At 43.3% G+C, this 22654-nt stretch carries 26 protein-coding genes; 25 read left to right on the top strand and 1 reads right to left on the bottom strand.

The window, feature by feature from the left end:
* The first annotated feature begins 16 nt into the window (after positions 1–16).
* The 14 genes from INF30_RS09340 (at position 17) to tuf (ending at position 13827) form a co-directional block, all read left to right on the top strand.
* Positions 17–1111: an NAD-dependent epimerase/dehydratase family protein gene (locus tag INF30_RS09340; RefSeq protein WP_226395026.1), complete on the top strand. Its 1095-nt coding sequence runs from the start codon at positions 17–19 to the stop codon at positions 1109–1111.
* A 16-nt stretch (positions 1112–1127) separates the two neighbouring features.
* Positions 1128–1649 carry a serine O-acetyltransferase gene (locus tag INF30_RS09335; protein ID WP_226394992.1) on the top strand — a complete coding sequence of 174 codons (522 nt, stop codon included), beginning with the start codon at positions 1128–1130 and terminating at the stop codon, positions 1647–1649.
* Positions 1650–1663: 14 nt separating this feature from the next.
* Positions 1664–2896: a nucleotide sugar dehydrogenase gene (locus INF30_RS09330; RefSeq protein ID WP_204907118.1), complete on the top strand. Its 1233-nt coding sequence runs from the start codon at positions 1664–1666 to the stop codon at positions 2894–2896.
* A 45-nt stretch (positions 2897–2941) separates the two neighbouring features.
* Positions 2942–3346, top strand: coding sequence for a hypothetical protein (locus tag INF30_RS09325; RefSeq protein ID WP_226394991.1), 405 nt, complete (start codon positions 2942–2944; stop codon positions 3344–3346).
* A 286-nt stretch (positions 3347–3632) separates the two neighbouring features.
* The gene (locus tag INF30_RS09320) at positions 3633–4580 is read left to right on the top strand and encodes an RpnC/YadD family protein (RefSeq protein WP_330601300.1); all 948 of its coding nucleotides are present in this window, start codon (positions 3633–3635) and stop codon (positions 4578–4580) included.
* 121 nt (positions 4581–4701) lie between these two features.
* A complete protein-coding gene (locus tag INF30_RS09315) occupies positions 4702–4869 on the top strand; it encodes a hypothetical protein (protein WP_226394990.1) in 168 nt (55 codons plus the stop codon).
* A gap of 146 nt (positions 4870–5015) precedes the next feature.
* Positions 5016–6662 carry a hypothetical protein gene (locus INF30_RS09310; RefSeq protein WP_226394989.1) on the top strand — a complete coding sequence of 549 codons (1647 nt, stop codon included), beginning with the start codon at positions 5016–5018 and terminating at the stop codon, positions 6660–6662.
* Positions 6663–6882: 220 nt separating this feature from the next.
* A complete protein-coding gene (locus INF30_RS09305) occupies positions 6883–7773 on the top strand; it encodes an RpnC/YadD family protein (RefSeq protein WP_226395024.1) in 891 nt (296 codons plus the stop codon).
* A gap of 140 nt (positions 7774–7913) precedes the next feature.
* Positions 7914–8534, top strand: coding sequence for an SGNH/GDSL hydrolase family protein (locus tag INF30_RS09300; protein ID WP_226394988.1), 621 nt, complete (start codon positions 7914–7916; stop codon positions 8532–8534).
* A gap of 16 nt (positions 8535–8550) precedes the next feature.
* Complete coding sequence (locus INF30_RS09295; protein ID WP_226394987.1) at positions 8551–9042, top strand: VanZ family protein; 492 nt, start codon at positions 8551–8553, stop codon at positions 9040–9042.
* Between the two features lie 164 nt (positions 9043–9206).
* Positions 9207–9629, top strand: coding sequence for a 30S ribosomal protein S12 (gene rpsL, locus INF30_RS09290; RefSeq protein WP_076779499.1), 423 nt, complete (start codon positions 9207–9209; stop codon positions 9627–9629).
* A gap of 260 nt (positions 9630–9889) precedes the next feature.
* Positions 9890–10360, top strand: coding sequence for a 30S ribosomal protein S7 (gene rpsG / locus INF30_RS09285; RefSeq protein ID WP_033126771.1), 471 nt, complete (start codon positions 9890–9892; stop codon positions 10358–10360).
* Between the two features lie 15 nt (positions 10361–10375).
* Positions 10376–12493 (top strand): elongation factor G, encoded by a 2118-nt coding sequence (gene fusA, locus INF30_RS09280; RefSeq protein WP_076779497.1) that lies wholly within the window; start codon positions 10376–10378, stop codon positions 12491–12493.
* Between the two features lie 140 nt (positions 12494–12633).
* Positions 12634–13827, top strand: a complete 1194-nt coding sequence (gene tuf, locus INF30_RS09275) for an elongation factor Tu (RefSeq protein WP_226394986.1) — start codon at positions 12634–12636, stop codon at positions 13825–13827.
* A 266-nt stretch (positions 13828–14093) separates the two neighbouring features.
* Here tuf and INF30_RS09270 read toward each other — a convergent pair whose 3' ends face one another.
* A complete protein-coding gene (locus INF30_RS09270; protein ID WP_009243124.1) occupies positions 14094–14627 on the bottom strand; it encodes a helix-turn-helix domain-containing protein in 534 nt (177 codons plus the stop codon).
* Positions 14628–14829: 202 nt separating this feature from the next.
* Between INF30_RS09270 and INF30_RS09265 the strand changes: the two genes are divergently transcribed.
* From INF30_RS09265 to INF30_RS09215, 11 genes are all read left to right on the top strand, one after another.
* Entirely contained in the window at positions 14830–15021 is a 192-nt protein-coding gene (locus INF30_RS09265) for a helix-turn-helix domain-containing protein (protein WP_009243123.1), read from the top strand.
* Positions 15022–15034: 13 nt separating this feature from the next.
* Entirely contained in the window at positions 15035–16087 is a 1053-nt protein-coding gene (locus tag INF30_RS09260) for a site-specific integrase (RefSeq protein WP_226394985.1), read from the top strand.
* Positions 16088–16104: 17 nt separating this feature from the next.
* On the top strand, positions 16105–16275 hold the full coding sequence (locus tag INF30_RS09255) for a hypothetical protein (protein ID WP_199744045.1): 171 nt from the start codon (positions 16105–16107) through the stop codon (positions 16273–16275).
* 187 nt (positions 16276–16462) lie between these two features.
* Entirely contained in the window at positions 16463–17137 is a 675-nt protein-coding gene (locus INF30_RS09250; RefSeq protein ID WP_144125544.1) for a CHC2 zinc finger domain-containing protein, read from the top strand.
* Entirely contained in the window at positions 17082–18419 is a 1338-nt protein-coding gene (locus INF30_RS09245; RefSeq protein WP_226395023.1) for a virulence-associated E family protein, read from the top strand. The genes INF30_RS09250 and INF30_RS09245 overlap by 56 nt, the downstream gene beginning before the upstream one ends.
* A gap of 117 nt (positions 18420–18536) precedes the next feature.
* Positions 18537–18764 carry a DUF5348 domain-containing protein gene (locus INF30_RS09240; protein ID WP_117753950.1) on the top strand — a complete coding sequence of 76 codons (228 nt, stop codon included), beginning with the start codon at positions 18537–18539 and terminating at the stop codon, positions 18762–18764.
* A 243-nt stretch (positions 18765–19007) separates the two neighbouring features.
* Positions 19008–20423: a plasmid recombination protein gene (locus tag INF30_RS09235; protein ID WP_311136016.1), complete on the top strand. Its 1416-nt coding sequence runs from the start codon at positions 19008–19010 to the stop codon at positions 20421–20423.
* A gap of 4 nt (positions 20424–20427) precedes the next feature.
* Complete coding sequence (locus INF30_RS09230; RefSeq protein WP_226394983.1) at positions 20428–20799, top strand: TnpV protein; 372 nt, start codon at positions 20428–20430, stop codon at positions 20797–20799.
* 357 nt (positions 20800–21156) lie between these two features.
* Positions 21157–21315, top strand: coding sequence for a hypothetical protein (locus tag INF30_RS09225; protein ID WP_226394982.1), 159 nt, complete (start codon positions 21157–21159; stop codon positions 21313–21315).
* A gap of 46 nt (positions 21316–21361) precedes the next feature.
* Positions 21362–21661: a helix-turn-helix domain-containing protein gene (locus INF30_RS09220; RefSeq protein WP_055260948.1), complete on the top strand. Its 300-nt coding sequence runs from the start codon at positions 21362–21364 to the stop codon at positions 21659–21661.
* Positions 21654–22640 carry a reverse transcriptase family protein gene (locus INF30_RS09215; RefSeq protein WP_195488788.1) on the top strand — a complete coding sequence of 329 codons (987 nt, stop codon included), beginning with the start codon at positions 21654–21656 and terminating at the stop codon, positions 22638–22640. The genes INF30_RS09220 and INF30_RS09215 overlap by 8 nt, the downstream gene beginning before the upstream one ends.
* Positions 22641–22654: the final 14 nt, after the last annotated feature.

Genomic DNA, 22654 nt, shown 5'->3' with positions numbered 1-22654 from the left:
GAAGGAGTTATTTTTAATGCAACAAATACAATTAACGAATAAGACAATTTTAATCACAGGTGTTGCCGGTTTTATCGGTGCTAACCTAGCTGTAGAACTTTTGCGAAGTGTTTCACCAGTCTATATCATAGGAATTGATAATATAAATTCCTACTATGATACATCCATAAAAGAATATCGGCTCAATCAGATCAAGTCCATGGTAGAATCCCGCCCGGAATCTACATGGACTTTTATTAAAGCTTCTATTTCCGATAAGGAACTGATCCAATCTATTTTTGACGAATATAAACCACAGATTGTAGTCAATCTGGCGGCTCAGGCAGGGGTCCGCTATTCCATCACCAACCCGGATGCATATATTGAGGCTAATCTGATCGGCTTCTACAACATCCTGGAGGCCTGCCGACATTCCTATGATGACGAGGAAGCGGGTGTGGAGCATCTGGTTTATGCTTCCTCTTCCAGTGTGTACGGATCCAATAAAAAGATTCCTTATAGCACGGAGGATAAGGTGGACAATCCGGTGTCACTCTATGCAGCCACTAAGAAAAGTAATGAGTTGATGGCTCATGCATACTCGAAATTATATAATATCCCCTCCACAGGATTACGATTTTTTACTGTATATGGGCCTGCCGGGCGACCGGATATGGCCTATTTTAGTTTTACCAACAAATTGCTGGCGGGGGAGAATATAGAGATTTTTAACTATGGTAACTGTAAGCGGGATTTCACCTATGTGGATGACATTGTGGAAGGGGTGAAGCGGGTGATGCAATCTCCTCCGGAGAAGAAGAGCGGGGAAGATGGGCTTCCTGTCCCGCCCTATGCTATTTACAACATCGGGAATAACCACCCGGAGAATCTTCTGGATTTTGTGGATATCCTGCAGCAGGAGTTGATCCGTGCGGGGGTATTGCCTGAAGATTATGATTTCGAGACCCATAAAAAACTTGTACCCATGCAGCCTGGAGATGTACCAGTTACTTATGCGGACACAAACGCTTTAGAGAAAGATTTCGGATTTAAGCCAAGTACTAGTTTGCGAGATGGACTGCGGAAGTTTGCCCAATGGTACTATAGCTTTTATATGAAGAAATGTGTATGACGAGGTGACATTAATATTGAAAACACTGGTATTAGAGAAAGATAAGATACGGTATACAGGAACAAATCCTCCAATGTTCCAAAAATATTACCGGAAAACACAAAATACAAACAATCCCATGCTAAAGGCTATATATAAAACTTTATTTCGAATTACCAGAAACATGCGCGGGATAGAAATATCCGATAAAACAGAAATAGGACCTGGATTATATATAGGCCATGCTTTTGGCATAACAATAAATGAAAAAAGTAAGTTAGGCGCAAATATTAATATCCATAAAGGAGTAACCATTGGTCAAGAGAATAGAGGGATTCGGAAAGGGGTTCCATCGATAGGAAATAGAGTATGGATAGGCATTAACAGTACCATTGTAGGGAAAATTACGATTGGAGATGATGTGATGATTGCTCCTAACACTTTTATTAACTGTGATGTGCCGAGTCATTCTGTTGTATTCGGTAATCCTTGTGTTATTAAACACAAAGAGAATGCCACTGAAGGATATATTAATAATATTGTAGTTGAAGATGAATAAGGGAGAAAAGAAAAATGAAGATAGCAGTAGCAGGAACAGGATATGTGGGATTGTCTGTTGCCACACTTCTGGCGCAGCATAATGAGGTCATGGCGGTAGACATTGTGCCGGAGAAGGTGGAGCTGATCAACCAGAGAAAATCGCCTATCCAGGACGACTATATAGAAGAATATTTGGCCCATAAGGATCTGCGCCTTACGGCCACGCTGGATGCGGAAGCTGCCTATAAAGAGGCAGCTTTTGTTGTCATTGCAGCGCCTACTAACTATGACAGTAAAAAGAATTTCTTTGACACCAGTGCGGTGGAGGATGTGATCAAGCTGGTGATTCAGTGCAATCCGGACGCTGTCATGGTGATCAAATCAACTATCCCCGTTGGCTTTACTGCCCAGGTGAGGGAGAAATACCACTGTGACAATATCCTTTTCAGCCCGGAATTCCTGCGGGAGTCTAAGGCTCTCTATGATAATCTGTATCCCAGCCGGATCATCGTAGGAACGGATGTACAAAATGCAAGACTTGTGAAGGCAGCAGACACTTTTGCAGGCTTATTGCAGGAGGGAGCCATCAAAGAGGATATCCCGACTCTGATTATGGGATTTACAGAGGCGGAGGCGGTGAAACTCTTTGCCAACACCTATCTGGCTCTGCGGGTATCTTACTTTAATGAGCTGGACACCTATGCAGAGGTGAAAGGGCTGGATACAAAGCAGATCATAGACGGCGTGTGCCTGGATCCAAGGATCGGCTCTCACTATAACAATCCGTCCTTCGGTTATGGCGGGTACTGCTTGCCCAAGGATACAAAGCAGCTCCTGGCCAACTATGAGGATGTACCCCAGAATATGATGACAGCTATTGTGGAGTCCAACCGTACCAGGAAGGATTTCATAGCAGACCGGGTATTGGAGCTGGCCGGAGGGTATGAGGCTAACAGCGCCTATGATGTCAGCAAGGAGCACGAGGTGGTTATCGGTGTGTATCGCCTGACCATGAAGAGCAACTCTGACAACTTCCGCCAGAGCAGCATTCAGGGGATTATGAAGCGGGTGAAAGCCAAGGGGGCTACCGTGATCATATATGAGCCCACACTGGAGGATGGCAGCACTTTCTTTGGCAGCCGGATAGTTAATGACCTGGAGAAGTTCAAGGAGATGAGTCAGTCCATCATTGCCAACCGGTATGACAGCTGTCTGGATGATGTGAAGGAGAAAGTATACACCAGAGATCTGTTCCGCAGGGACTAAGGAAAAGGAGGCAGAGTGGGCCTCTTCTAACACGGAGGAAATGTGATGGAGTACGAGTATACTTTGGAAGAATTTGAAAAGAAATGTGACGAGATCCGCAGTACAAATCAAGAGCTGTTCAGACTTTTTGAAGCGGATATGAGAGGTTTGTCAGAAAAGACGATCCGCAGGCATCTGGAGAATGCAGACTTCTATATTAATGGGTATCTTCTCCTGCATGAGCCATTGACGATGGAGAAGGGTTTGAACAGTGTTTCTATTTTTCTGGATGATTATTATATGCGGAAATGCGCCGGTACAGAAGGTACACGGAAGGAAATGGCGGCCAGCATTAAGAAGTTTTACAGATGTATGAAGGATCATGGCAAGATATCGGAAGAAGATTTTGCGATCCTTTGTGATGATATCAGGGAAATCACCTCTGAACGTAATCCAGCGTGGGAGGAGTAAAAATCCTCCCTGCAAATGCTGTGAAATAGCAGGCGTCCCAATGCAATGATAAAAAATAAGCAAGAATTAGTTATGGAAACTTTGAGAAATATATGTTACTATATATTCAAAGCATTATATTTCTGGCAGTTTCTGGCGGCGTCAGCCGTGTCTTACAATTTATAAAATCTAAAAGAAATCTCAATGCTTTTCGTTCCATTTTACACACAGCAGAGAGGTTTCTTGGCTGTAGCGCTTGGCTTCTTCAGGATACCTCCTGCAAATTTTCAGGATGAAGGAGGTATACATGAGCAAAAGTCAAAAGAAACAGAGGCGAAACAAGCAGGGCAGGAGCAAGGAAGAGAAAATGTATCCTGTGCCTAACCGGAATTACAAGTCGTCTATTTTCACCATGTTGTTCAGCGACAAAAAGGAACTGCTGGGACTGTATAATGCGGTAAGCGGAAAAGACTATAAGGATCCTGGACTTCTGGAGGTGAATACGCTGGAGAATGCCATCTACATGGCTATCAAGAATGATCTGTCATTTGTGATAGATTCCCAGCTTTCTCTGTATGAGCACCAGTCTACCTACAGCCCCAATCTTCCGCTGCGGATGCTTCTGTACCTTGCAGATCTGTATGCGGATATGACAAAGAATGAAAATCTGTATGGCAAGAAGAAAGTGAAGATCCCGCCGCCCCAGTTCATCATATTTTACAATGGTGTGGAGAGACAGCCGGACAGGCGGATACTCAGACTGTCAGATCTGTACGAGGTGGAAGAAGAGGAGCATAAGCTGGAGCTGGAAGCGGTGATGCTGAATGTCAACGCAGGTCATAATCGGGAGCTTTTGCAGTCCTGCAAGACACTGGCGGGCTATGCAGAGTACACAGCATGCATAAGAAAATATGCGGAAGAGATGGACACAGAAGACGCAGTGGAATGTGCGATCGCGGAGTGCATCCAGGAAGGAGTCCTTGAAGAGTTTCTGAGAAAGAATCGGGCGGAGGCGAAAAGGATGAGTATATATGAATATGACCAGGCAAGGCATATCCGACAGGAGAGAGAGGATGCATGGGAAGAGGGCTGGAGTGAAGGCCGGGATGAGGGCAGACAGGAAGAAAAGAGAAGCGTAGCTGCCAGGCTTGCTGAGATGGGTATGGCAGCGGAGCAGATTGCTCAGGCGGTGGGAGAGACCGCTGCGGTTGTAGAGGGGTGGCTGGCTGAGGCCGGTGCATCGCAGGAAAAATAGAAAAAGTTCTTATAGAGACTGTCAGGGATATGTGCTACTATATACATCAAACACGTGATCTCTGGCAGTTTTTTTGATTCAGGGCATCCTAAGATGCCGGATCTTCTGCCTGGAGAGCGTTTTGAAGGGAGAAGAAAGATGCCGGCCCGAGAAGGAGAGCCGGGCCTTGGAGATGGATACGTCCGGCGGATTGCTACTGTGCTGCACGGAGAAGAGGGGATATTCAGTTTACCGGCTGGCCGTTTTGAATGAAAGTGCAAAAAGAGGATATAAATTAATTTTGTTTTGAAAAGAGGCTATGGTATAATGTTAGATATTCTAGGAGGAGGCTCTAGTGTTTCAGATAATTGTAGAGTTGACGACACATTATATCTGAGCGAGAGTGATTTTACTGTAGAAGATGACTGTTTTTAAATCATGATATAGAATGGTAAAATGATGAATATAGGTGGGAAACAGAGATTTAAGCTGGAACTTGAAAAATTTATCAGTACAAGGTTAAGGCCTGTATCAGGAATTTCTTCCGTGGAAAGAGGTACTGATCCAAAAAAGGGATGGAATGACAGAGAAGAACGATCTGCGATCATGCAGCGTGCCTGGCGAGAGGGAAGACACGGTGAGAGGATTGGTCATCAGCAGCCGAATAACCATGAACTCTGCCATGAGATGTTTTGGAATGCATACAGCGGCCGTTCTCTGATGTTTATACAGATGGAGGAGCTGTCCCGCGGAAAGATAAAGTTTGAGAAAGAAGAGAAGGTCACCCTCTATTTTTCGCTGGCGACCCTTCAGATGTTCGATTATGATATTATGATGTTCGACATCATGGAAAATTCCGAAGATGAAGCATATGCTGATGCCGCAAAAAAATATTATTGCCCGTATATTTTTGGATACGTTGCGGAGGTCGATCGTGAAAAATATAGGCAGCTTTGTCTGCTTCAGGAAGAAGTATATGGATCTGGAACGGAAGCTGAAGAGAGCGGGTCCTACCGCTGGTTTCTGTGTATGCTCGATCAGGGTGACAATAAAGAGCAGGTTTATTTGCAGCTTGACGGTTATGTTGTAGAAGCGGCCAGCCATATTACAAAACGGAAGCATATTTTAAACATCATTGAGACACCTGGTAAAACGCTAAAAGAGCTAAGGAAAGAGTTGGATTGTTACCAGATGCGAAGATGCTGTCTGAAAAGTGACAATGCGATCATTGATGTGATCAAAAAACATATACCATCCGGGCCGCTCCATAGAATGGATATATATAGGATCGGAAACGGGAATTGTGTCTGTGCGGCTGAAAATGATCCAAAGAAATGCTTTTTTTATGACGTGGGATACAACTGCAGACATAAGCCTAAAAAGATCACTTCTGGGGCATCTTATAATTATGTAGATGCAATGAGAGCGATTTCTTCCAGATCGCCGGCGATGGTGGTCTTGTCTCACTGGGATATGGATCATATTGCCGGTAGCGTTGCGATTGGGAAATCCATTTTTGAAAAACCATGGATTGCTCCGGATTGTTATGATGCAGTTCAAACAGCGCGTCGGATCGCCAAATATCTGGATCTGAAGGATCAGTTATATCTTGTGGACAGACGGTCAGGTCCCAAGGGAAAAGCAGTGGCACGTCGTATTGGCAGTATCAATGAAATCAGTCATGAGTATTTGTTTTATATGGGGGATAAAGCCAGCTGTGATGCAAGCATAGCAAATTGCGAAGGGATCATGATCGAGTACAGAGATAAAATGAATGATCGAGTTGTCTTAATGCTGGGAGATGTAAATTATACATCATTTGACAATGCGCGTTCCAACGCCGGAGAAAAATTATTTGCAGAGACAAAAATAGATGATGTGATCGTGCCACATCATGGGTCGAAACACACAGATTACATAAAAATAACCGGTCCGGGGAAGCCGTTGGTGAAAGGTGATAAGGCGGTGATCTGCTGTGTAGATGATGTTAACGAAGATCGTCCAAATAAAGAGCATAAAAAAGAGTTGGAAAAACGGTTTGAAGTACTGACAACGGAAAGTGATGCTTCTCCGGACAAAGTGAGTGTGAAGATCGACCTGTAGAATGAGGATTTGATGGCAAATTGCTTATGGAAACTCTGAAAAATATATGTTACTATATATTCAAAGCATTATATTTCTGGCAGTTTCTGGCGGCGTCGGCCGTGTCTTACAATTTATAAAATCTAAAAGAAATCTCAATGCTTTTCGTTCCATTTTACACACAGCAGAGAGGTTTCTTGGCTGCAACACTTTGCTTTTTCAGGATACCTCCTGCTTCACCATGTTGTTCAGCGACAAAACGGAACTGCTGGGATTGTATAATGCGGTAAGCGGAAAAGATTATAAGGATCCTGGACTTCTGGAGGTGAATACGCTGGAGAATGCCATCTACATGGCTATCAAGAATGACCTGTCATTTGTGATAGACTCCCAGCTTTCTCTGTATGAGCATCAATCCACCTACAGCCCCAATCTTCCGCTGCGGATGCTTCTGTACCTTGCAGATCTGTATGCGGACATGACAAAGAATGAAAATCTGTATGGAAAGAAGAAGGTGAAGATCCCGCCGCCCCAGTTCATCATATTTTACAATGGTGTGGAGAGACAGCCGGACAGGCGGATACTCAGACTGTCAGATCTGTACGAGGTGGAAGAAGAGGAGCATAAGCTGGAGCTGGAAGCGGTGATGCTGAATGTCAACGCAGGTCATAATCGGGAGCTTTTGCAGTCTTGCAAGACACTGGCGGACTATGCGGAGTACACAGCATGCATAAGAAAATATGCGGAAGAGATGGACACAGAAGATGCAGTGGAATGTGCGATCGTGGAGTGCATCCAGGAAGGAATCCTTGAAGAGTTTCTGAGAAAGAATCGGGCGGAGGCGAAAAGGATGAGTATATATGAATATGACCAGGCAAGGCATATCCGGCAAGAGAGAGAGGATGCGCGGAAAGAGGGCTGGAGCGAAGGCTGGGATGAAGGCCGACGTGAGGGCCGATGCGAGGGCCGACGTGAGGGGCGGAATGAGGGCAGACAGGAAGAAAAGAAAATCGTAGCCGCCAGGCTTGCAGAGATGGGTATGACAGCGGAGCAGATTGCTCAGGCGGTGGGAGAGACCGCTGCGGTTGTAGAGAGGTGGCTGGCTGAGGCCGGCGCATCAGGAGGAAAATAGAAAAAGTTCTTATAGAGACTGTCAGGGATATGTGCTACTATATACATCAAGCACGTGATCTCTGGCAGTTTTTTTGATTCGGGGCATCCTGAGATGCTGGATTCCTTGTCCAGAGAGCTCGTTTTGAAGGGAGAAGAAAGATGCCGGGCGGAAAGAAGATCATTTTTCTGGGGGACAGCATCACGGATGCGGGACACAATTTTCAGCCGGTCCGGGAAGGAGAGCTAGGCCTTGGAGATGGCTATGTCCGGCGGATCGCTGCTATGCTGCGCTCAGAAGAGGCGGATATCCGCAATGCCGGGCATGACGGCTTCACGGTCCAGGGGCTGCTGCGGATGCTGGAGTGGGACTGCCTGAGACATTCTCCGGACGTGGTCAGCATCCTTGTGGGCTGCAATGATGCGGCTGTCTGCATGAACACGGGAAGGACGCTGGATGAGACCGGGTTTGCGGAAAGCTACAAAAGGCTCTTGAAAAGGATCAGGGAGGGGACGCGGGCGCGGATCCTCTGCATGGGCCCGTTCATTTTTCCGTGTCCGCTGGAGTACAGGAACTGGATCCCGCTGATCCGGGAGATAGAAGCGGCAGAACAGGAAGCTGCCAGGGAAGCGGGCGCTCTTTTTATCCCCCTCCATGAGATGCTGAACCGGGAGGCGGAGGCTGCGGGGTATGACCAGATCACGGTAGACGGCATCCATTTGACAGAGCGGGGAGCGGAGATCATAGCCCGGGAGTGGGTCAAGAGAGCAGAGTTTATATAAAAAGGAATGACAGCAAATGAAGAGAAATATTTTTACATTAATGGTTTTACTGTGGATGGGCATTATTTTCTGGTTTTCGGCCCAGCCGGCAGACCAGTCGGAACGGATGAGCCTGTCGGTGGGACATGTGGCCGGTCTGCTTTTTGTGGATGGGTACGAGGACTGGCACCAGGAGAGGCAGGAGGCTTTTGAGGAAGAGATCGATCACGGGGTCAGAAAGGCAGCCCATTTTACAGAGTATGCCATTTTGGGGCTGCTCCTTACTGCCATGTACCGGGCTTACGGGCACGAGGGGGAACGCCTCTTTCTGCTTGCCGCCGGGACCGGCTCTCTGTATGCGGCCACGGATGAGTTCCACCAGCTGTTTGTGCAGGGGCGGAGCTGCCAGATCACAGACTGGATGATCGATACCTGCGGCGTGGCAGCAGGCGGTGCGGTCATGTATATGATCTACCGGTTTGCAGAGCAAAGGAGGAGAAGAGGGCAGCAGTCTGTAAAAAATACGTAAAAACCGGGGCTTGCGGGCTAAAAAAATCCCGCAGGCCCTTGACTTTTGGGAATATCCATAATAAAATAGTCTGGCGTGCATAGGGATACGCAGTATTTCGCACGCCTTAAACTTTGTAAAAGTTTAAACCCGTAACTTATTTTTATCGTAGGAGGTGAAAAGAAATGCCAACATTTAACCAGTTAGTAAGAAAGGGACGTCAGACTTCTGTAAAGAAATCTACAGCTCCGGCACTTCAGAAAGGGTACAACTCCCTGAAAAAGAGAACAACAGACACATCTGCACCGCAGAAGAGAGGTGTCTGCACAGCTGTTAAGACAGCTACTCCGAAGAAGCCTAACTCAGCTCTTCGTAAGATCGCCAGAGTTCGTCTGTCAAACGGAATCGAAGTGACAAGCTACATTCCGGGCGAGGGACACAACCTGCAGGAGCATAGCGTTGTCCTGATCCGTGGAGGCCGTGTTAAGGACCTTCCTGGTACAAGGTATCACATCGTAAGAGGAACACTGGATACAGCAGGTGTTGCTAAGAGAAGACAGGCTCGTTCCAAATACGGTGCTAAGAGACCGAAAGACGCTAAAAAGTAAGCTCTTAGTGAGCGCAAGCAAAAGCGCAGCGCGAAGTTAGAGATTACTTTGTTCTTCGGAGCAAAGCGGAGAAGAACTTCTCTGAGTCCGAAGGGCCGACAAATTGTAGTCACAAACAGAACTATGATGAAGTAAGTTACAGGTGTTACAGATAGAAGAAACGCTCTTCTGTGTGTATGGCCTGTGCACTACACTGTATCATTAGAAAGACACATGTGAGTACCGATGAATTAATCAAAATGTTTAAGGAGGGAAGAACCGTGCCACGTAAAGGACATACGCAGAAAAGAGACGTATTAGCGGATCCGTTATACAACAGCAAAGTGGTTACAAAGCTTATCAATAACATCATGTTAGACGGTAAGAAGGGTATCGCACAGAAGATTGTATACGGAGCATTTGACAGGGTCGCAGCAAAGACTGACAGACCGGCTATCGAAGTATTCGAAGAGGCCATGAACAACATCATGCCAGTACTTGAGGTAAAAGCAAGACGTATCGGTGGAGCTAACTACCAGGTGCCGATCGAAGTAAGAGCTGACAGAAGACAGACTCTGGCACTTCGCTGGCTGACCAACTTCTCCCGCGCAAGAGGCGAGAAGACAATGGAAGAAAGACTGGCAAATGAGATCATGGATGCTGCAAACAACACAGGTGCAGCAGTGAAGAGAAAAGAAGACATGCACAAGATGGCAGAAGCAAACAAAGCATTTGCTCACTATCGATTCTAATAGGAGGAAAAAACCTTGGCTGGAAGAGAATATCCATTGGAGAGAACCAGAAATATTGGTATTATGGCTCATATCGATGCCGGTAAAACGACACTGACAGAGCGTATCCTGTATTACACTGGTGTTAACTACAAAATTGGTGATACTCACGAAGGTACTGCTACCATGGACTGGATGGAGCAGGAGCAGGAGAGAGGTATCACCATCACTTCAGCCGCTACCACATGTCACTGGACTCTGGAGGAGAAGACAAAGCCGAAAAAAGGCGCTCTGGAGCATCGTATCAACATCATTGATACTCCGGGACACGTTGACTTTACGGTAGAGGTTGAGCGTTCACTCCGTGTACTTGACGGCGCTGTGGGCGTGTTCTGTGCAAAGGGTGGTGTAGAGCCTCAGTCAGAGAACGTATGGCGTCAGGCTGACACATACAACGTACCTCGTATGGCTTTCATCAACAAGATGGACATTTTAGGTGCTGACTTCTACAACGCTGTAGAGCAGATCAAGACAAGACTTGGAAAGAACGCAATCTGCCTTCAGCTCCCCATCGGCAAGGAAGATGAGTTCAAGGGAATCATCGACCTGATGGAGATGCAGGCTTATATCTACAATGATGAGAAGGGCGACGACATTTCCGTTACAGATATTCCGGATGACATGAAGGACGACGCAGAGCTTTACCACACAGAGCTGGTAGAGAAGATCTGTGAGCTGGATGACGATCTGATGATGGAGTATCTGGAAGGTGAGGAGCCGTCCGTTGACGCTCTGAAAGCTGTTCTGCGCAAGGCTACATGCGAGTGTACAGCTGTTCCTGTATGCTGTGGTTCTGCATACAGAAACAAAGGTGTTCAGAAACTTCTGGATGCGATCCTTGAGTATATGCCGGCTCCGACAGACATCCCCGCTATCAAGGGTGTGGATGAGGACGGAGAGGAAGTAGAGAGACATTCTTCTGACGAAGAGCCGTTCTCCGCTCTGGTATTCAAGATCATGACAGACCCATTCGTAGGTAAACTTGCATACTTCAGAGTTTACTCAGGAACTGTAAATTCAGGTTCCTATGTACTGAACGCTACAAAGGGCAAGAAGGAGCGTGTAGGACGTATCCTTCAGATGCATGCAAATAAGAGACAGGAGCTGGATAAGGTTTACTCCGGAGATATCGCAGCTGCCATCGGATTTAAGTTCTCCACAACAGGAGATACAATCTGTGACGAGCAGCATCCGGTTATCCTTGAGTCCATGGAGTTCCCGGAGCCGGTTATCGAGCTGGCTATCGAGCCCAAGACAAAAGCTTCCCAGGGCAAACTTGGAGAGTCTCTTGCAAAACTTGCAGAAGAAGACCCGACATTCCGTGCTCATACAGACACAGAGACAGGCCAGACGATCATCGCTGGTATGGGCGAGCTCCATCTGGAGATCATCGTAGACCGTCTGCTTCGCGAGTTTAAGGTAGAAGCTAATGTAGGTGCTCCGCAGGTTGCATACAAAGAGGCATTTACAAAGGCTGTTGACGTGGACAGCAAGTACGCAAAACAGTCTGGTGGACGTGGACAGTACGGACACTGTAAAGTAAAATTCGAGCCTATGGATGTCAACGGCGAGGAGACATACAAGTTCGAGTCCAGCGTAGTCGGAGGAGCTATTCCGAAGGAATACATCCCGGCTGTAGGCGAGGGTATCGAGGAAGCTATGAAATCCGGTATCCTTGGTGGATTCCCGGTTGTTGGTATCCACGCAACTGTATACGATGGATCTTACCATGAGGTAGACTCCAGTGAGATGGCATTCCATATCGCCGGATCTCTCGCATTTAAAGATGCTATGAAGAAGGCAGCTCCGGTACTTCTTGAGCCTATCATGAAGGTGGAAGTAACTATGCCGGAAGAGTATATGGGAGACATCATCGGTGACCTGAACTCACGTCGTGGCCAGATCGAGGGTATGGATGACCTGGGCGGCGGAAAGATCGTACGTGCTCATGTACCGCTTTCCGAGATGTTCGGTTACTCTACAGACCTGCGTTCCAGAACACAGGGCCGTGGAAACTACTCCATGTTCTTCGAGAGCTACAAACCTGTTCCGAAATCAGTTCAGGAAAAAGTGTTATCCGGAAAGAATGATTAATTTCAGCCTGTTTTGAGCTAAAAAAGTGTGAAAAAGGCTTGAAAAACAAGGGGATATGAAATATAATCAGAAATAGCCGAGTAAACTGATAAAATCATGAAAAATGCCCTAAGGGCGATTGAATAAGGAGGATATTCAAAATGGCAAAAGCTAAATTTGAAAGAACAAAACCGCATTGTAATATTGGTACCATCGGCCACGTTGACCATGGTAAAACAACTCTTACAGCTGCTATCACAAAGACTCTTGCAGAGAGAGTTGCTGGTAACGCTGCTGTAGATTTCGAGAACATCGACAAGGCTCCGGAAGAGAGAGAGCGTGGAATCACAATCTCTACAGCTCACGTTGAGTATGAGACAGAGAAACGTCACTATGCACACGTTGACTGTCCGGGACATGCTGACTACGTTAAGAACATGATCACTGGTGCAGCTCAGATGGACGGCGCTATCCTTGTAGTTGCTGCTACAGATGGTGTTATGGCTCAGACAAGAGAGCACATCCTTCTGTCCCGTCAGGTAGGCGTTCCTTACATCGTTGTATTCATGAACAAATGTGACATGGTTGACGATGAGGAGCTTCTTGAGCTGGTTGAGATGGAGATCCGTGAACTGCTCGACGAGTACGAGTTCCCGGGCGATGACACTCCGATCATCCAGGGTTCTGCTCTGAAGGCTCTTGAGGATCCTTCAGGAGAGTGGGGCGACAAGATCATGGAGCTTATGGATGCTGTTGACAGCTACATTCCGGATCCGCAGCGTGACACAGACAAGCCGTTCCTTATGCCTGTAGAGGACGTATTCTCTATCACAGGTCGTGGAACAGTTGCTACTGGTAGAGTAGAGCGTGGTACACTTCATGTATCTGACGAGGTTGAGATCGTTGGTATCCACGAGGAGACAAAGAAGACAGTTGTAACTGGTGTTGAGATGTTCCGTAAGCTGCTTGACGAGGCTCAGGCTGGTGATAACATCGGTGCACTTCTCCGTGGTGTTCAGAGAACAGAGATCGAGAGAGGTCAGGTTCTTTGCAAACCCGGTTCAGTAACATGCCACCACAAATTCACAGCTCAGGTTTACGTTCTGACAAAAGATGAAGGTGGACGTCATACTCCGTTCTTCAACAACTATCGTCCTCAGTTCTACTTCAGAACAACAGACGTTACAGGTGTTTGCGAGCTTCCTGAGGGAACAGAGATGTGCATGCCTGGTGACAACGTAGAGATGACAATCGAGCTGATCCACCCGGTAGCTATGGAGCAGGGTCTTCGTTTCGCTATCCGTGAAGGTGGACGTACAGTAGGATCAGGCCGTGTTGCTTCCATCATCGAGTAATACAATCTGAATATAGATTTGTTATCGTAAGATAACGTTGTGTCCAAACGTAAGATACCCGTAGAACTTCGGTTCTACGGGTTTTTCTGTTGCCTGGAAATAAAAAAAAGAGTGGAAAAGAATAACGAACAGTATAGAAAAACGGTTGCCGGGAGAGTGTCCTGACAACCGTTTGTGATAACAGAATGATAACAAAATATATAATTTTCGCAAATATGATAACAGATAAAGTGGATTTATCCACAAATCAGAGATGTGACTGTGGATTAAGTCAGATCATACGTCTTAATGTCATTACCTTCAGTGCCCTTCTTAACGATGGTATGACAACCTATCGTAGTTCCCATAGCACGCAGTTTCCATTCTTCCTGAGTAGCGTTCAGCTTATCTAGTTCTTCCTGTCTTTTATCTTCATTTTCGATAGCTAATATTTCAGCTTTTTCCTTTTCATAGACATTTTTAAATTGACACCATTTCCTGAAAAAGTCCTGCATTGTAGGATTATCGAACGTCAGTGAAACCTTCTGATCAGGTGTTTCTGCAAGCGAGAGGTTTACTGAATCATCAATAGAAAACAACAGGGAGAGTACATCTCCGACTGTTTCAATATTAAAATCCAGAAAAACACTTACATTTAATCCCAGTGCAGTTGCTATCTTTTCTAACTGATCCGGTTTTGGATTCCGGATTCCAAGTTCATATTTTCTGATCGTACCTACGTTAATGCCGGACAGCTCGGCTAACTGTATCTGACTGTACCCTCTGAATTCCCGGTATGCCCGGATTTTTTTACCTACCATAATGCTGCCTCCTTAATTATATTTGTGGTTCTATTCTAGCACAAAAGTGAATGATACGAAAGAGGTTGATTTTTACTGAGCCTGAAAATGTAGAATGGAATATAAAAATAAAATTCGCAAAAGGTTATTGACAAAGTCACAAAAGTGAATTATAGTAGAAAACACCAAAAGAGTCACAAAAGTGACTGGAAAGGAGGACGATATGAGAACTAATTATATGATGACTGTTGATGATGTCATGGAAGAATTAGGTGTGAAACGCAGTAAAGCATATTCTATTCTGAAGCAGCTCAATGATGAACTGGCAAAGGAAGGATATGTAGCAGTTCGTGGAAAGATTCCACGTCCCTACTGGGAAACAAAATTTTATGGATGCTCTCAGAGAGCAGTATGAAGGAGGATTTAAGATGTCAGCTTACAAAGACAAAACACAGGGAACCTGGTATGTGAGCTTCCGTTATATTGACTGGACAGGAAAGAAAATACAGAAGCTGAAAAGAGGGTTCAAGACAAAGAAAGAAGCATTGAATTATGAAAAGGAATTCATAAGAAAAACTGCGGCGGATATGAAAATGGAGATGAACAGTTTTATTCAGGTCTATTTTGAAGATAAAAAGAATGAACTGAAAGAAAATTCAATCCGTAACAAGCAGCACATGCTGAACAAGCACATTGTTCCGTATTTTGGAACAAGAAAAATGAATGAGATCACACCGGCAGAGATTATCCAGTGGCAGAATACCATTCAGGAAAAAGGATACAGCAAGACTTATGAGCGTATGATCCAGAATCAGTTAAATGCACTGTTTAATCATGCACAGAAAATTTACAATCTGAAGGAAAATCCATGTAAGAAAGTAAAAAAGATGGGGAAATCAGATGCCAACAAGCTGGAATTCTGGACGAAGGCAGAATACGACAGATTTATTGCCGGGATTGAGCCGGGGAGTGAAGATTATCTGATATTTGAAATTCTGTTCTGGACAGGAATCAGGGAAGGAGAACTTCTGGCATTGAATCTTTCGGACTTTGATATGGGTGGTAATCTCCTGCATATCAATAAGACTTATAACCGGATCAGGAAAAGAGATGTGATCGATACTCCGAAAACAGAAAATTCGGTCCGTACCATTGATATTCCGAATTTTCTTAAGGAAGAGGTGCAGGAGTATGCGAAAAAACATTATGGATTTCCGGAAGATCAGAGGTTGTTTCCGATTGTAGCGAGAACACTGCAGAAACGTCTCAAGAAATATGAAGCATCGACCGGTGTAAAACCAATCCGAGTGCATGATATCCGGCATAGCCATGTGGCATATTTGATCTATCAGGGCGTAGAGCCATTGATTATCAAGGAGAGACTGGGACACAAAGATATTCAGATGACATTGAACACTTATGGGCATCTGTACCCGTCACAACAGAAAAAAGTAGCTGAGATGCTGGACAACAAACGTTAATACGGAGGTAGAAGCAAATGAAAACAAAGAAAGTAGTCGGAAAAATATTTGATGCAATTAACTACAGTAAGAAGTTGAAGATAAGTTCCGTTTTACCAGATCGAGATTCAGATTATGTGATTCTTCTTGAATTAGAGGACGGAAGCAAATTTGAAATTATCATTATTCCTACAAGGAGATTTGTGTAAGGAGCAAAAGCTATGACTACTGACAGACAAAAAGAAAAAGCCCAGACAAAATATCTGAGCAAGTTCTCTGATAATCAGATTCACTGATATACCATCTTGGCAGATTCAGTATATCACGAATTGAAAGATACAACAATTCCCGAATATCTGTTCATCAGAGACTTGCCCGGAGGGGCAGGAGGTAGAAGTGACATTATTTGAACAGGTAAAAGGATGTGTGACAGCGAGACAGGCTGCGGAGCATTACGGGATTAAAGTAAAGGGAAATGGAATGGCATGTTGTCCGTTTCATAAAGACCGACACCCAAGTATGAAGGCAGATAAAATCTATCATTGCTTTGCATGTGGAGTGGGTGGTGATGCAATAGATTTTACAGCAAGGTTATTTGGAATATCACAGTATGAAGCTGCGAAAAAGCTGATAGAAGATTTTGGACTGGATATAAAAGTCGAAGACAGAAACAAATACAAAAGGACGCACCAAAGCAGGAATACTTTGATATCAAAGAAACCTAAAGTTGTGATGATCAGAGAAAAATTGGAGCAGTGGTTGAAACATGCAACAGACGTGCTGATCAGATATCTGAAATGGATTCAGTTTTGGAAAGAGTTTTACAGACCAGAACCAGAAGAAGAGTGGCACGAATTATTTACGGAGGCATTGGCAAATGAAAGAAAGATAAATGACTATCTGGACGTGCTGATGTTTGGAACAGGAGAAGAGATTGTAGAGTTTTTCAAGATGAAGAGAAGGGAGGTTGAAAAAATTGAAGAAAGAATTAACGAATATCAGCGAGAAGTCCTTAATGGAATTAGAAGATATTGTGAACGAGGAGATGCTTACAACAGAAGATGTCAATGATATGTTGGAGCATACGGATAAAGGAAGAACAAAGCAGACAATCAGAAATTGTGTAACCGTATTACAAAAAGATCCAGTGCTGAAAAAAGCGATTAAACGAAATGAGCTTTCCGGAAGAATGGACATTGTGAAAGAGGTGCCCTGGGAACGGAGAAATAACAGTCCTACGGTTACAGATACTGATGAAAATAATTTGAAGATGTATCTGGAAGAAAATTATGAACTGACAAGCGAGCGTGTGATCAAAGCGGGAGTAGATATTGTTTCCAATGAAAATAAATATCACCCAATCAGAGATTATCTGGAGAGCCTGGTTTGGGACGGAATTCCAAGAATAGAAAATATGCTTCCGCATTTCCTGGGAGCAGAAAAGAGCAACTACACAGTCGGAGTAATGAAAATGCACATGGTGGCAGCGATTTCGAGAATTTATGAACCGGGAATAAAATATGACATTATGCTGTGTCTGGTTGGAAGTCAGGGAGCCGGAAAGTCTACATTTTTCAAATATCTGGCGATAAAAGAAGAATGGTTCAGTGACAATCTGGATCATCTGGATGATGAAAACATTTACAGAAAACTGCAGAACCACTGGATTATTGAAATGGGAGAAATGAAGGCAACTGTCACAGCAAAGAATATTGAACAGATAAAATCGTTTCTGAGCAGACAGAAAGAAACCTACAAGGTACCTTATGAAGTTCACCCGGAAGACAGACCGAGACAGTGTGTATTTTGCGGTACTTCAAATGATCTGAATTTTCTTCCTCTGGACAGAACCGGAAACAGACGATTTGCTCCGGTGATGACAGATATGTCGAAAGCAGAAGTTCATATTCTGGACAATGAGGCAGAGAGCAAAGCCTATATCGAACAGGCTTGGGCAGAGGCAATGGTACTGTATCGACAGGGAAATGTGTTCTTAGGATTTACAAAGGAAATTGAGGAAGAGGCAAAGCGTCTGCAGAAAGAATTTATGCCGGAAGATACCAATGCCGGAATCATACAGGCATTTCTTGATGACTACGATGACGATTATGTATGTACAAGAATTCTGTTCGATGAAGCGCTACATCGAACCGGAGAAATGAAACAGTGGGAAGGTAAAGAAATTGCCAATATTATGAACAATGCGATTGTAGGCTGGAAACCACATGGTACACATCGGTTCGGAAAGGAATATGGAATACAGCGGTCATGGAAACGGATGGAAGAGTCGGTGAAGAAAGATAAAGACGGATTTGTAGAAGTACCGAAACAGTTGGAAATACCGTTTGAGTAAAGATTATTGTAAACGATGTAAACGGAACTTGAAGAAAAAACTTAAAACGTTAACTTTTAAAATCTTTCGAACTCCGTTTACAGATTCCGTTTACAGACTGGAAAGGAGCAGAAAATGATGAAACAGGGAAGATTAGGATATAACAGCAGCAATGGTAGGTATGGATTATTAGCATCGGATCTATGGATTGATACAGGATTTCACTGCGGAGAAGGACTGGAAGTGCTGGTAGATGATGAATGGGTACAGACCAGAATGGAGATGAATCTGGCAAGAGAATGGTATCTGGTGGGAACGCCTTATTGTGGAGATTTGGAATATGTGCAGGCGAGGATACCAGAATAAACAGATCCATGATCCACTTCGGTCGGTGCAGAACAGACGTCCATAAGGACGTTATGCCCCCGGCAGGGCGCAAGGGGACTTTTGATGGACGGTACGGCTGTCGAAAGTGCCTTTGCGTTACTTTTGACAAAAGTAACAAAACCGCCGTATCCGACGAAAGTTTCTTAAATATCGCCATGTCTGGCGTAAATAAAAATTATGTGCCATATCTGGCACTCAAACAGAAAAGAGGTGAGAAAATTTATGATGAAACGAACAATCAGTGGCATGATCGGAGCTGGTTCACTGGCTCATAACAGACGGGATTTTGTAGCAGAAAATGTAGATCCGGACAGAGTACAACTGAACATTTGTTATAAGAATGAGAATCTGAAGGAAGTTTATAAAGAACTGTTTGACGATGCGGTTGAGAGATATAATGTCGGGAAAAGAAAGGACCGGAAAATTGCAAATTATTATGAAAAAATCCGACAGGGCAAACAGGAGAAGTTATTTCATGAAGTGATATTCCAGATTGGTAATTGTGAGGATATGGCAGTGGGAACGTCAGAAGGAAATCTGGCTGTAAAGGTACTGGGCGAATATGTGAAAGACTTTCAGAAACGGAATCCGACACTTCGGGTATTTAGCTGCTATCTGCATCAGGACGAAGCTACTCCGCATCTGCATATTGACTTTGTTCCTTATGTGACCAACTGGAAGGGAAAAGGAATGGATACCAGAGTTTCACTGAAACAGGCATTGAAAAGTCTTGGATTTCAAGGTGGAAATAAGCATGATACAGAACTGAACCAGTGGATAAATCATGAAAAAGAAGTGCTGGCAGAAATTGCAATGCAGCATGGAATTGAATGGGAGCAGAAAGGTACACATGAAGAGCATCTGGATGTTTACAATTTCAAAAAGAAAGAACGTAAGAAGGAAGTGCATGAACTGGAACAGGAAAAAGAAAATCTGACAGCAGAGAATGAAGGTCTGACTTCTCAGATTGCGGACGCAAGGGCAGATATTAAGCTACTGGAAGAAGAAAAAATTCAGTTCCAGAAAGATAAAGAGATAGCGGAAAAACGTGCGGAGAAAGCAGAAACGGAATTGAAAAAACTGGAGGACAGAAGAGAATTCCTGCAACCAGTGATGGATAATGTCAGTAAGGAAATAAAAGAATATGGAATGATCAAAACATTTTTGCCGGAAGCTACAGCATTGGAACGTGCGGTAACTTATCGGGATAAGAAAATAAAACCCTTGTTCATTGAAATGAAGAATAAAATTGGTGCGATGGCTGCACAGGTGAAAGAACTCACAAGAGAAAGAGATAGTTGGAAAAGTAAGTTTCAGAAGAAAAAGCAAGAGCATGAAAAAACAAAAAAGGAACTGGCAGAAGTTCAGAAAGATTATCAGAAATTGTCTGGTGAGAAAGAAATACTGCAGGGAATTGCAGACAGGTATAACCGACTTTTACGCATGTTGGGGAAAGATATGGTAGAACGACTGGTGCAGGACGATATCCGAATGCAGACGGAACTTGAAGCGAAAAAACAGAAAGAGCAGATGCCGAAAAAAATAGGTGACCGTATACAATGGGCAAGAGAACGAAGTGAAGAACACAATGCAAAAATTAAGAAGAATAAAGCAAAGTACAGAGGAATGGAGTTGTAAGAATATGAAGAAACAGATTTATGATGAAAAGAACGGACTGAACTACACACTGCATGGAGATTATTATCTGCCAAACCTGGAAATCAATGAGGAAGAATCTACATATGGGAAGTATGGAATAATGCGAAAACAGTTTTTGAAGGAACACAGGAGTGCCAGGTATCAATATCTGGTACTGACCGGGAAACTGACGGAGCATTTGAATCAAATTGATAAAGAGGTCAGAGAAAAAGTTGAGATGCTGGTGGAGCAGATGGCTGAACAGTGGGGAGTGACAGAAGAACTGAAGATGCAGGATCAGATGGAGTGGGTGCGGAGGATGAATAATATTAAGAGTGTTGCGGAAGAAATGGTAGAAAAGGATATATATAAATAAATGTAAATATCGCTAATAGCGATAAAATATCTTGACATAAAATGTGAAGTTGGGTATAATAAAGCTACTTTAACGAAGGTATATCCATCCAGAAGATGTAATGTGAGCAGAAATGCTTGGAAGGTTGGACGACCTTAAATTAAACCCGGGCAATGTCGTAATGGTCTAGGAAGAGTAGATGACCTACAGTGATGCCAAGTAAATGTGTTACTGTGATACGAGGTTGTTACGTCTTAAGCGTGTGGATGGAACACGCTTTAATGATAGATTAGTCAGTGATTTGAAAAACTACCTTATTCATAATTCCTTTCTTGGATGGCGTCTTTGTTTACAAAGATGAGAAAGGAGGCAAAAGATATGTTTTGCAGAAAAGTTAAAGTGTTTTTCAAATCCGGTATTGAGAATGTTGTTGCATTTTCTAAGAAACATAAAAGTACAATTGCTAGATTGGCTGGTAAGTTTGTTATCTATGTATGCAAAACAGTTATCGAATATTTATTAGATAACTACTCTTAATACCAACTAATCTATTTTTTTATTTACAGAAATGGAAGAGGATACAATGGGTGAGGCATTAAGATTGTTAAGAATATTTAATGGATATAAATCAGCAGAATTAGCAAAAAAACTGGAATTATCACAGAGCTATGTGTCAGAATTGGAAAATGGGAAAAAACAGCCTACGATGGAGGTTTTAGACAAATATGCGAAAGTGTTTGAAATGAAAAAATCAACATTAATGCTATTTGCGGAATCTTTAGAAGGTGAAGAAATAAAAAATGATAAAAAACAAAGAATTGCTCGTGCCGGAATGAAATTGCTTAAAATATTGGAAAAGGTAGGGGAATTTGAAGATGAGTAAAACATACTCTATAGAATTTAGTCCATTATATAGAATGAGAAACAGAAGAAAGTTGGCCAGAGTACTGAAGCTGGATGAAAAATATTTTAAGCAAAATCATACATACAAATATAATCATTTTTCGGAACCAAAACCTAATGGTACTGGAACTCGAAATTTCACGGTCCCGGAAAAAGAATTAAAAAGTATTCAAAAAAGAATTTGTAAATTAATGAGTAGGATAGAAACACCTGAGTGGGTAATATCTGGAAAAAAGAAACATAGTTATATTTCAAATGCCCGAAATCATTGTAGAAATTATAATGTGAAAACAATGGATATTTCACAATTTTATGATTCGGCAAAAAGAAAATATGTATACAGTATGTTTAAAGAAAAGTTTTTAATGGCAGATGATATCGCTTGGATTATGACAGATCTAGTTATGTGTGGAGGAACGTTACCTACAGGAAGTCCAACGAGCCAACTTGTGGTATACTGGTCTTATAGTGATATGTTTGAAAATATATATGAAATTGCACGAAAATATAAATGTGAGTTTACGTTGTATGTAGATGATATGACTTTTTCATCGAATATTGGTATATCAAAACAATTGAGAAAAGATGTTGAAGAACTTTTGAATAGTTATTGTTTACATGCAAAGGCGAAAAAAGATCATTACTATCAAAACAACGCGTTTAAGAAAGTGACAGGAGTGGGAATAAAAAAAGGGAAATTGCTTGTTCCAAATCAAAAAAGATATGAGATTATTGGAATGTATAAAACCTGCTTGAAGAATAAGGATATAATTGAGATTGAAAAGCTAAGAGGGTTACTTATTTCTGCCAGACAAATAGAACCTGATATATTTCCAGAAATTTATAGATTTGTAGAAAAATATAAAGATGATTTAAACTTGTTGGCGAGAAATCGTTATTATCGTAACATGAGAAAAAGGAAAAAAGTTCAAAGGCGTGAAGACGTAGCTTTTGTTTAGAAATAAAATAGATA

It is taken from the genome of Claveliimonas monacensis, assembly GCF_014982975.1.
Lineage (GTDB): Bacteria > Bacillota > Clostridia > Lachnospirales > Lachnospiraceae > Claveliimonas > Claveliimonas monacensis.
This window is presented reverse-complemented; position numbering and strand designations above follow the sequence as displayed.

Excerpts from the sequence above, each read along its gene's own strand:
- INF30_RS09230 (WP_226394983.1), top strand. The coding sequence starts at position 20,428 with ATGAAGAAACAGATTTATGATGAAAAGAACGGACTGAACTACACACTG.
- INF30_RS09260 (WP_226394985.1), top strand. The coding sequence starts at position 15,035 with ATGTCAGCTTACAAAGACAAAACACAGGGAACCTGGTATGTGAGCTTC.
- INF30_RS09240 (WP_117753950.1), top strand. The coding sequence starts at position 18,537 with ATGAAACAGGGAAGATTAGGATATAACAGCAGCAATGGTAGGTATGGA.
- INF30_RS09270 (WP_009243124.1), bottom strand. The coding sequence starts at position 14,627 with ATGGTAGGTAAAAAAATCCGGGCATACCGGGAATTCAGAGGGTACAGT.
- INF30_RS09255 (WP_199744045.1), top strand. The coding sequence starts at position 16,105 with ATGAAAACAAAGAAAGTAGTCGGAAAAATATTTGATGCAATTAACTAC.
- INF30_RS09265 (WP_009243123.1), top strand. The coding sequence starts at position 14,830 with ATGAGAACTAATTATATGATGACTGTTGATGATGTCATGGAAGAATTA.
- INF30_RS09320 (WP_330601300.1), top strand. The coding sequence starts at position 3,633 with ATGAGCAAAAGTCAAAAGAAACAGAGGCGAAACAAGCAGGGCAGGAGC.
- INF30_RS09310 (WP_226394989.1), top strand. The coding sequence starts at position 5,016 with ATGATGAATATAGGTGGGAAACAGAGATTTAAGCTGGAACTTGAAAAA.
- INF30_RS09225 (WP_226394982.1), top strand. The coding sequence starts at position 21,157 with ATGTTTTGCAGAAAAGTTAAAGTGTTTTTCAAATCCGGTATTGAGAAT.
- INF30_RS09300 (WP_226394988.1), top strand. The coding sequence starts at position 7,914 with ATGCCGGGCGGAAAGAAGATCATTTTTCTGGGGGACAGCATCACGGAT.
- INF30_RS09215 (WP_195488788.1), top strand. The coding sequence starts at position 21,654 with ATGAGTAAAACATACTCTATAGAATTTAGTCCATTATATAGAATGAGA.
- rpsL (WP_076779499.1), top strand. The coding sequence starts at position 9,207 with ATGCCAACATTTAACCAGTTAGTAAGAAAGGGACGTCAGACTTCTGTA.
- INF30_RS09325 (WP_226394991.1), top strand. The coding sequence starts at position 2,942 with ATGGAGTACGAGTATACTTTGGAAGAATTTGAAAAGAAATGTGACGAG.
- tuf (WP_226394986.1), top strand. The coding sequence starts at position 12,634 with ATGGCAAAAGCTAAATTTGAAAGAACAAAACCGCATTGTAATATTGGT.
- INF30_RS09235 (WP_311136016.1), top strand. The coding sequence starts at position 19,008 with ATGATGAAACGAACAATCAGTGGCATGATCGGAGCTGGTTCACTGGCT.
- INF30_RS09245 (WP_226395023.1), top strand. The coding sequence starts at position 17,082 with ATGGAATTAGAAGATATTGTGAACGAGGAGATGCTTACAACAGAAGAT.
- INF30_RS09330 (WP_204907118.1), top strand. The coding sequence starts at position 1,664 with ATGAAGATAGCAGTAGCAGGAACAGGATATGTGGGATTGTCTGTTGCC.
- INF30_RS09340 (WP_226395026.1), top strand. The coding sequence starts at position 17 with ATGCAACAAATACAATTAACGAATAAGACAATTTTAATCACAGGTGTT.
- INF30_RS09220 (WP_055260948.1), top strand. The coding sequence starts at position 21,362 with ATGGGTGAGGCATTAAGATTGTTAAGAATATTTAATGGATATAAATCA.
- INF30_RS09305 (WP_226395024.1), top strand. The coding sequence starts at position 6,883 with ATGTTGTTCAGCGACAAAACGGAACTGCTGGGATTGTATAATGCGGTA.
- INF30_RS09295 (WP_226394987.1), top strand. The coding sequence starts at position 8,551 with ATGAAGAGAAATATTTTTACATTAATGGTTTTACTGTGGATGGGCATT.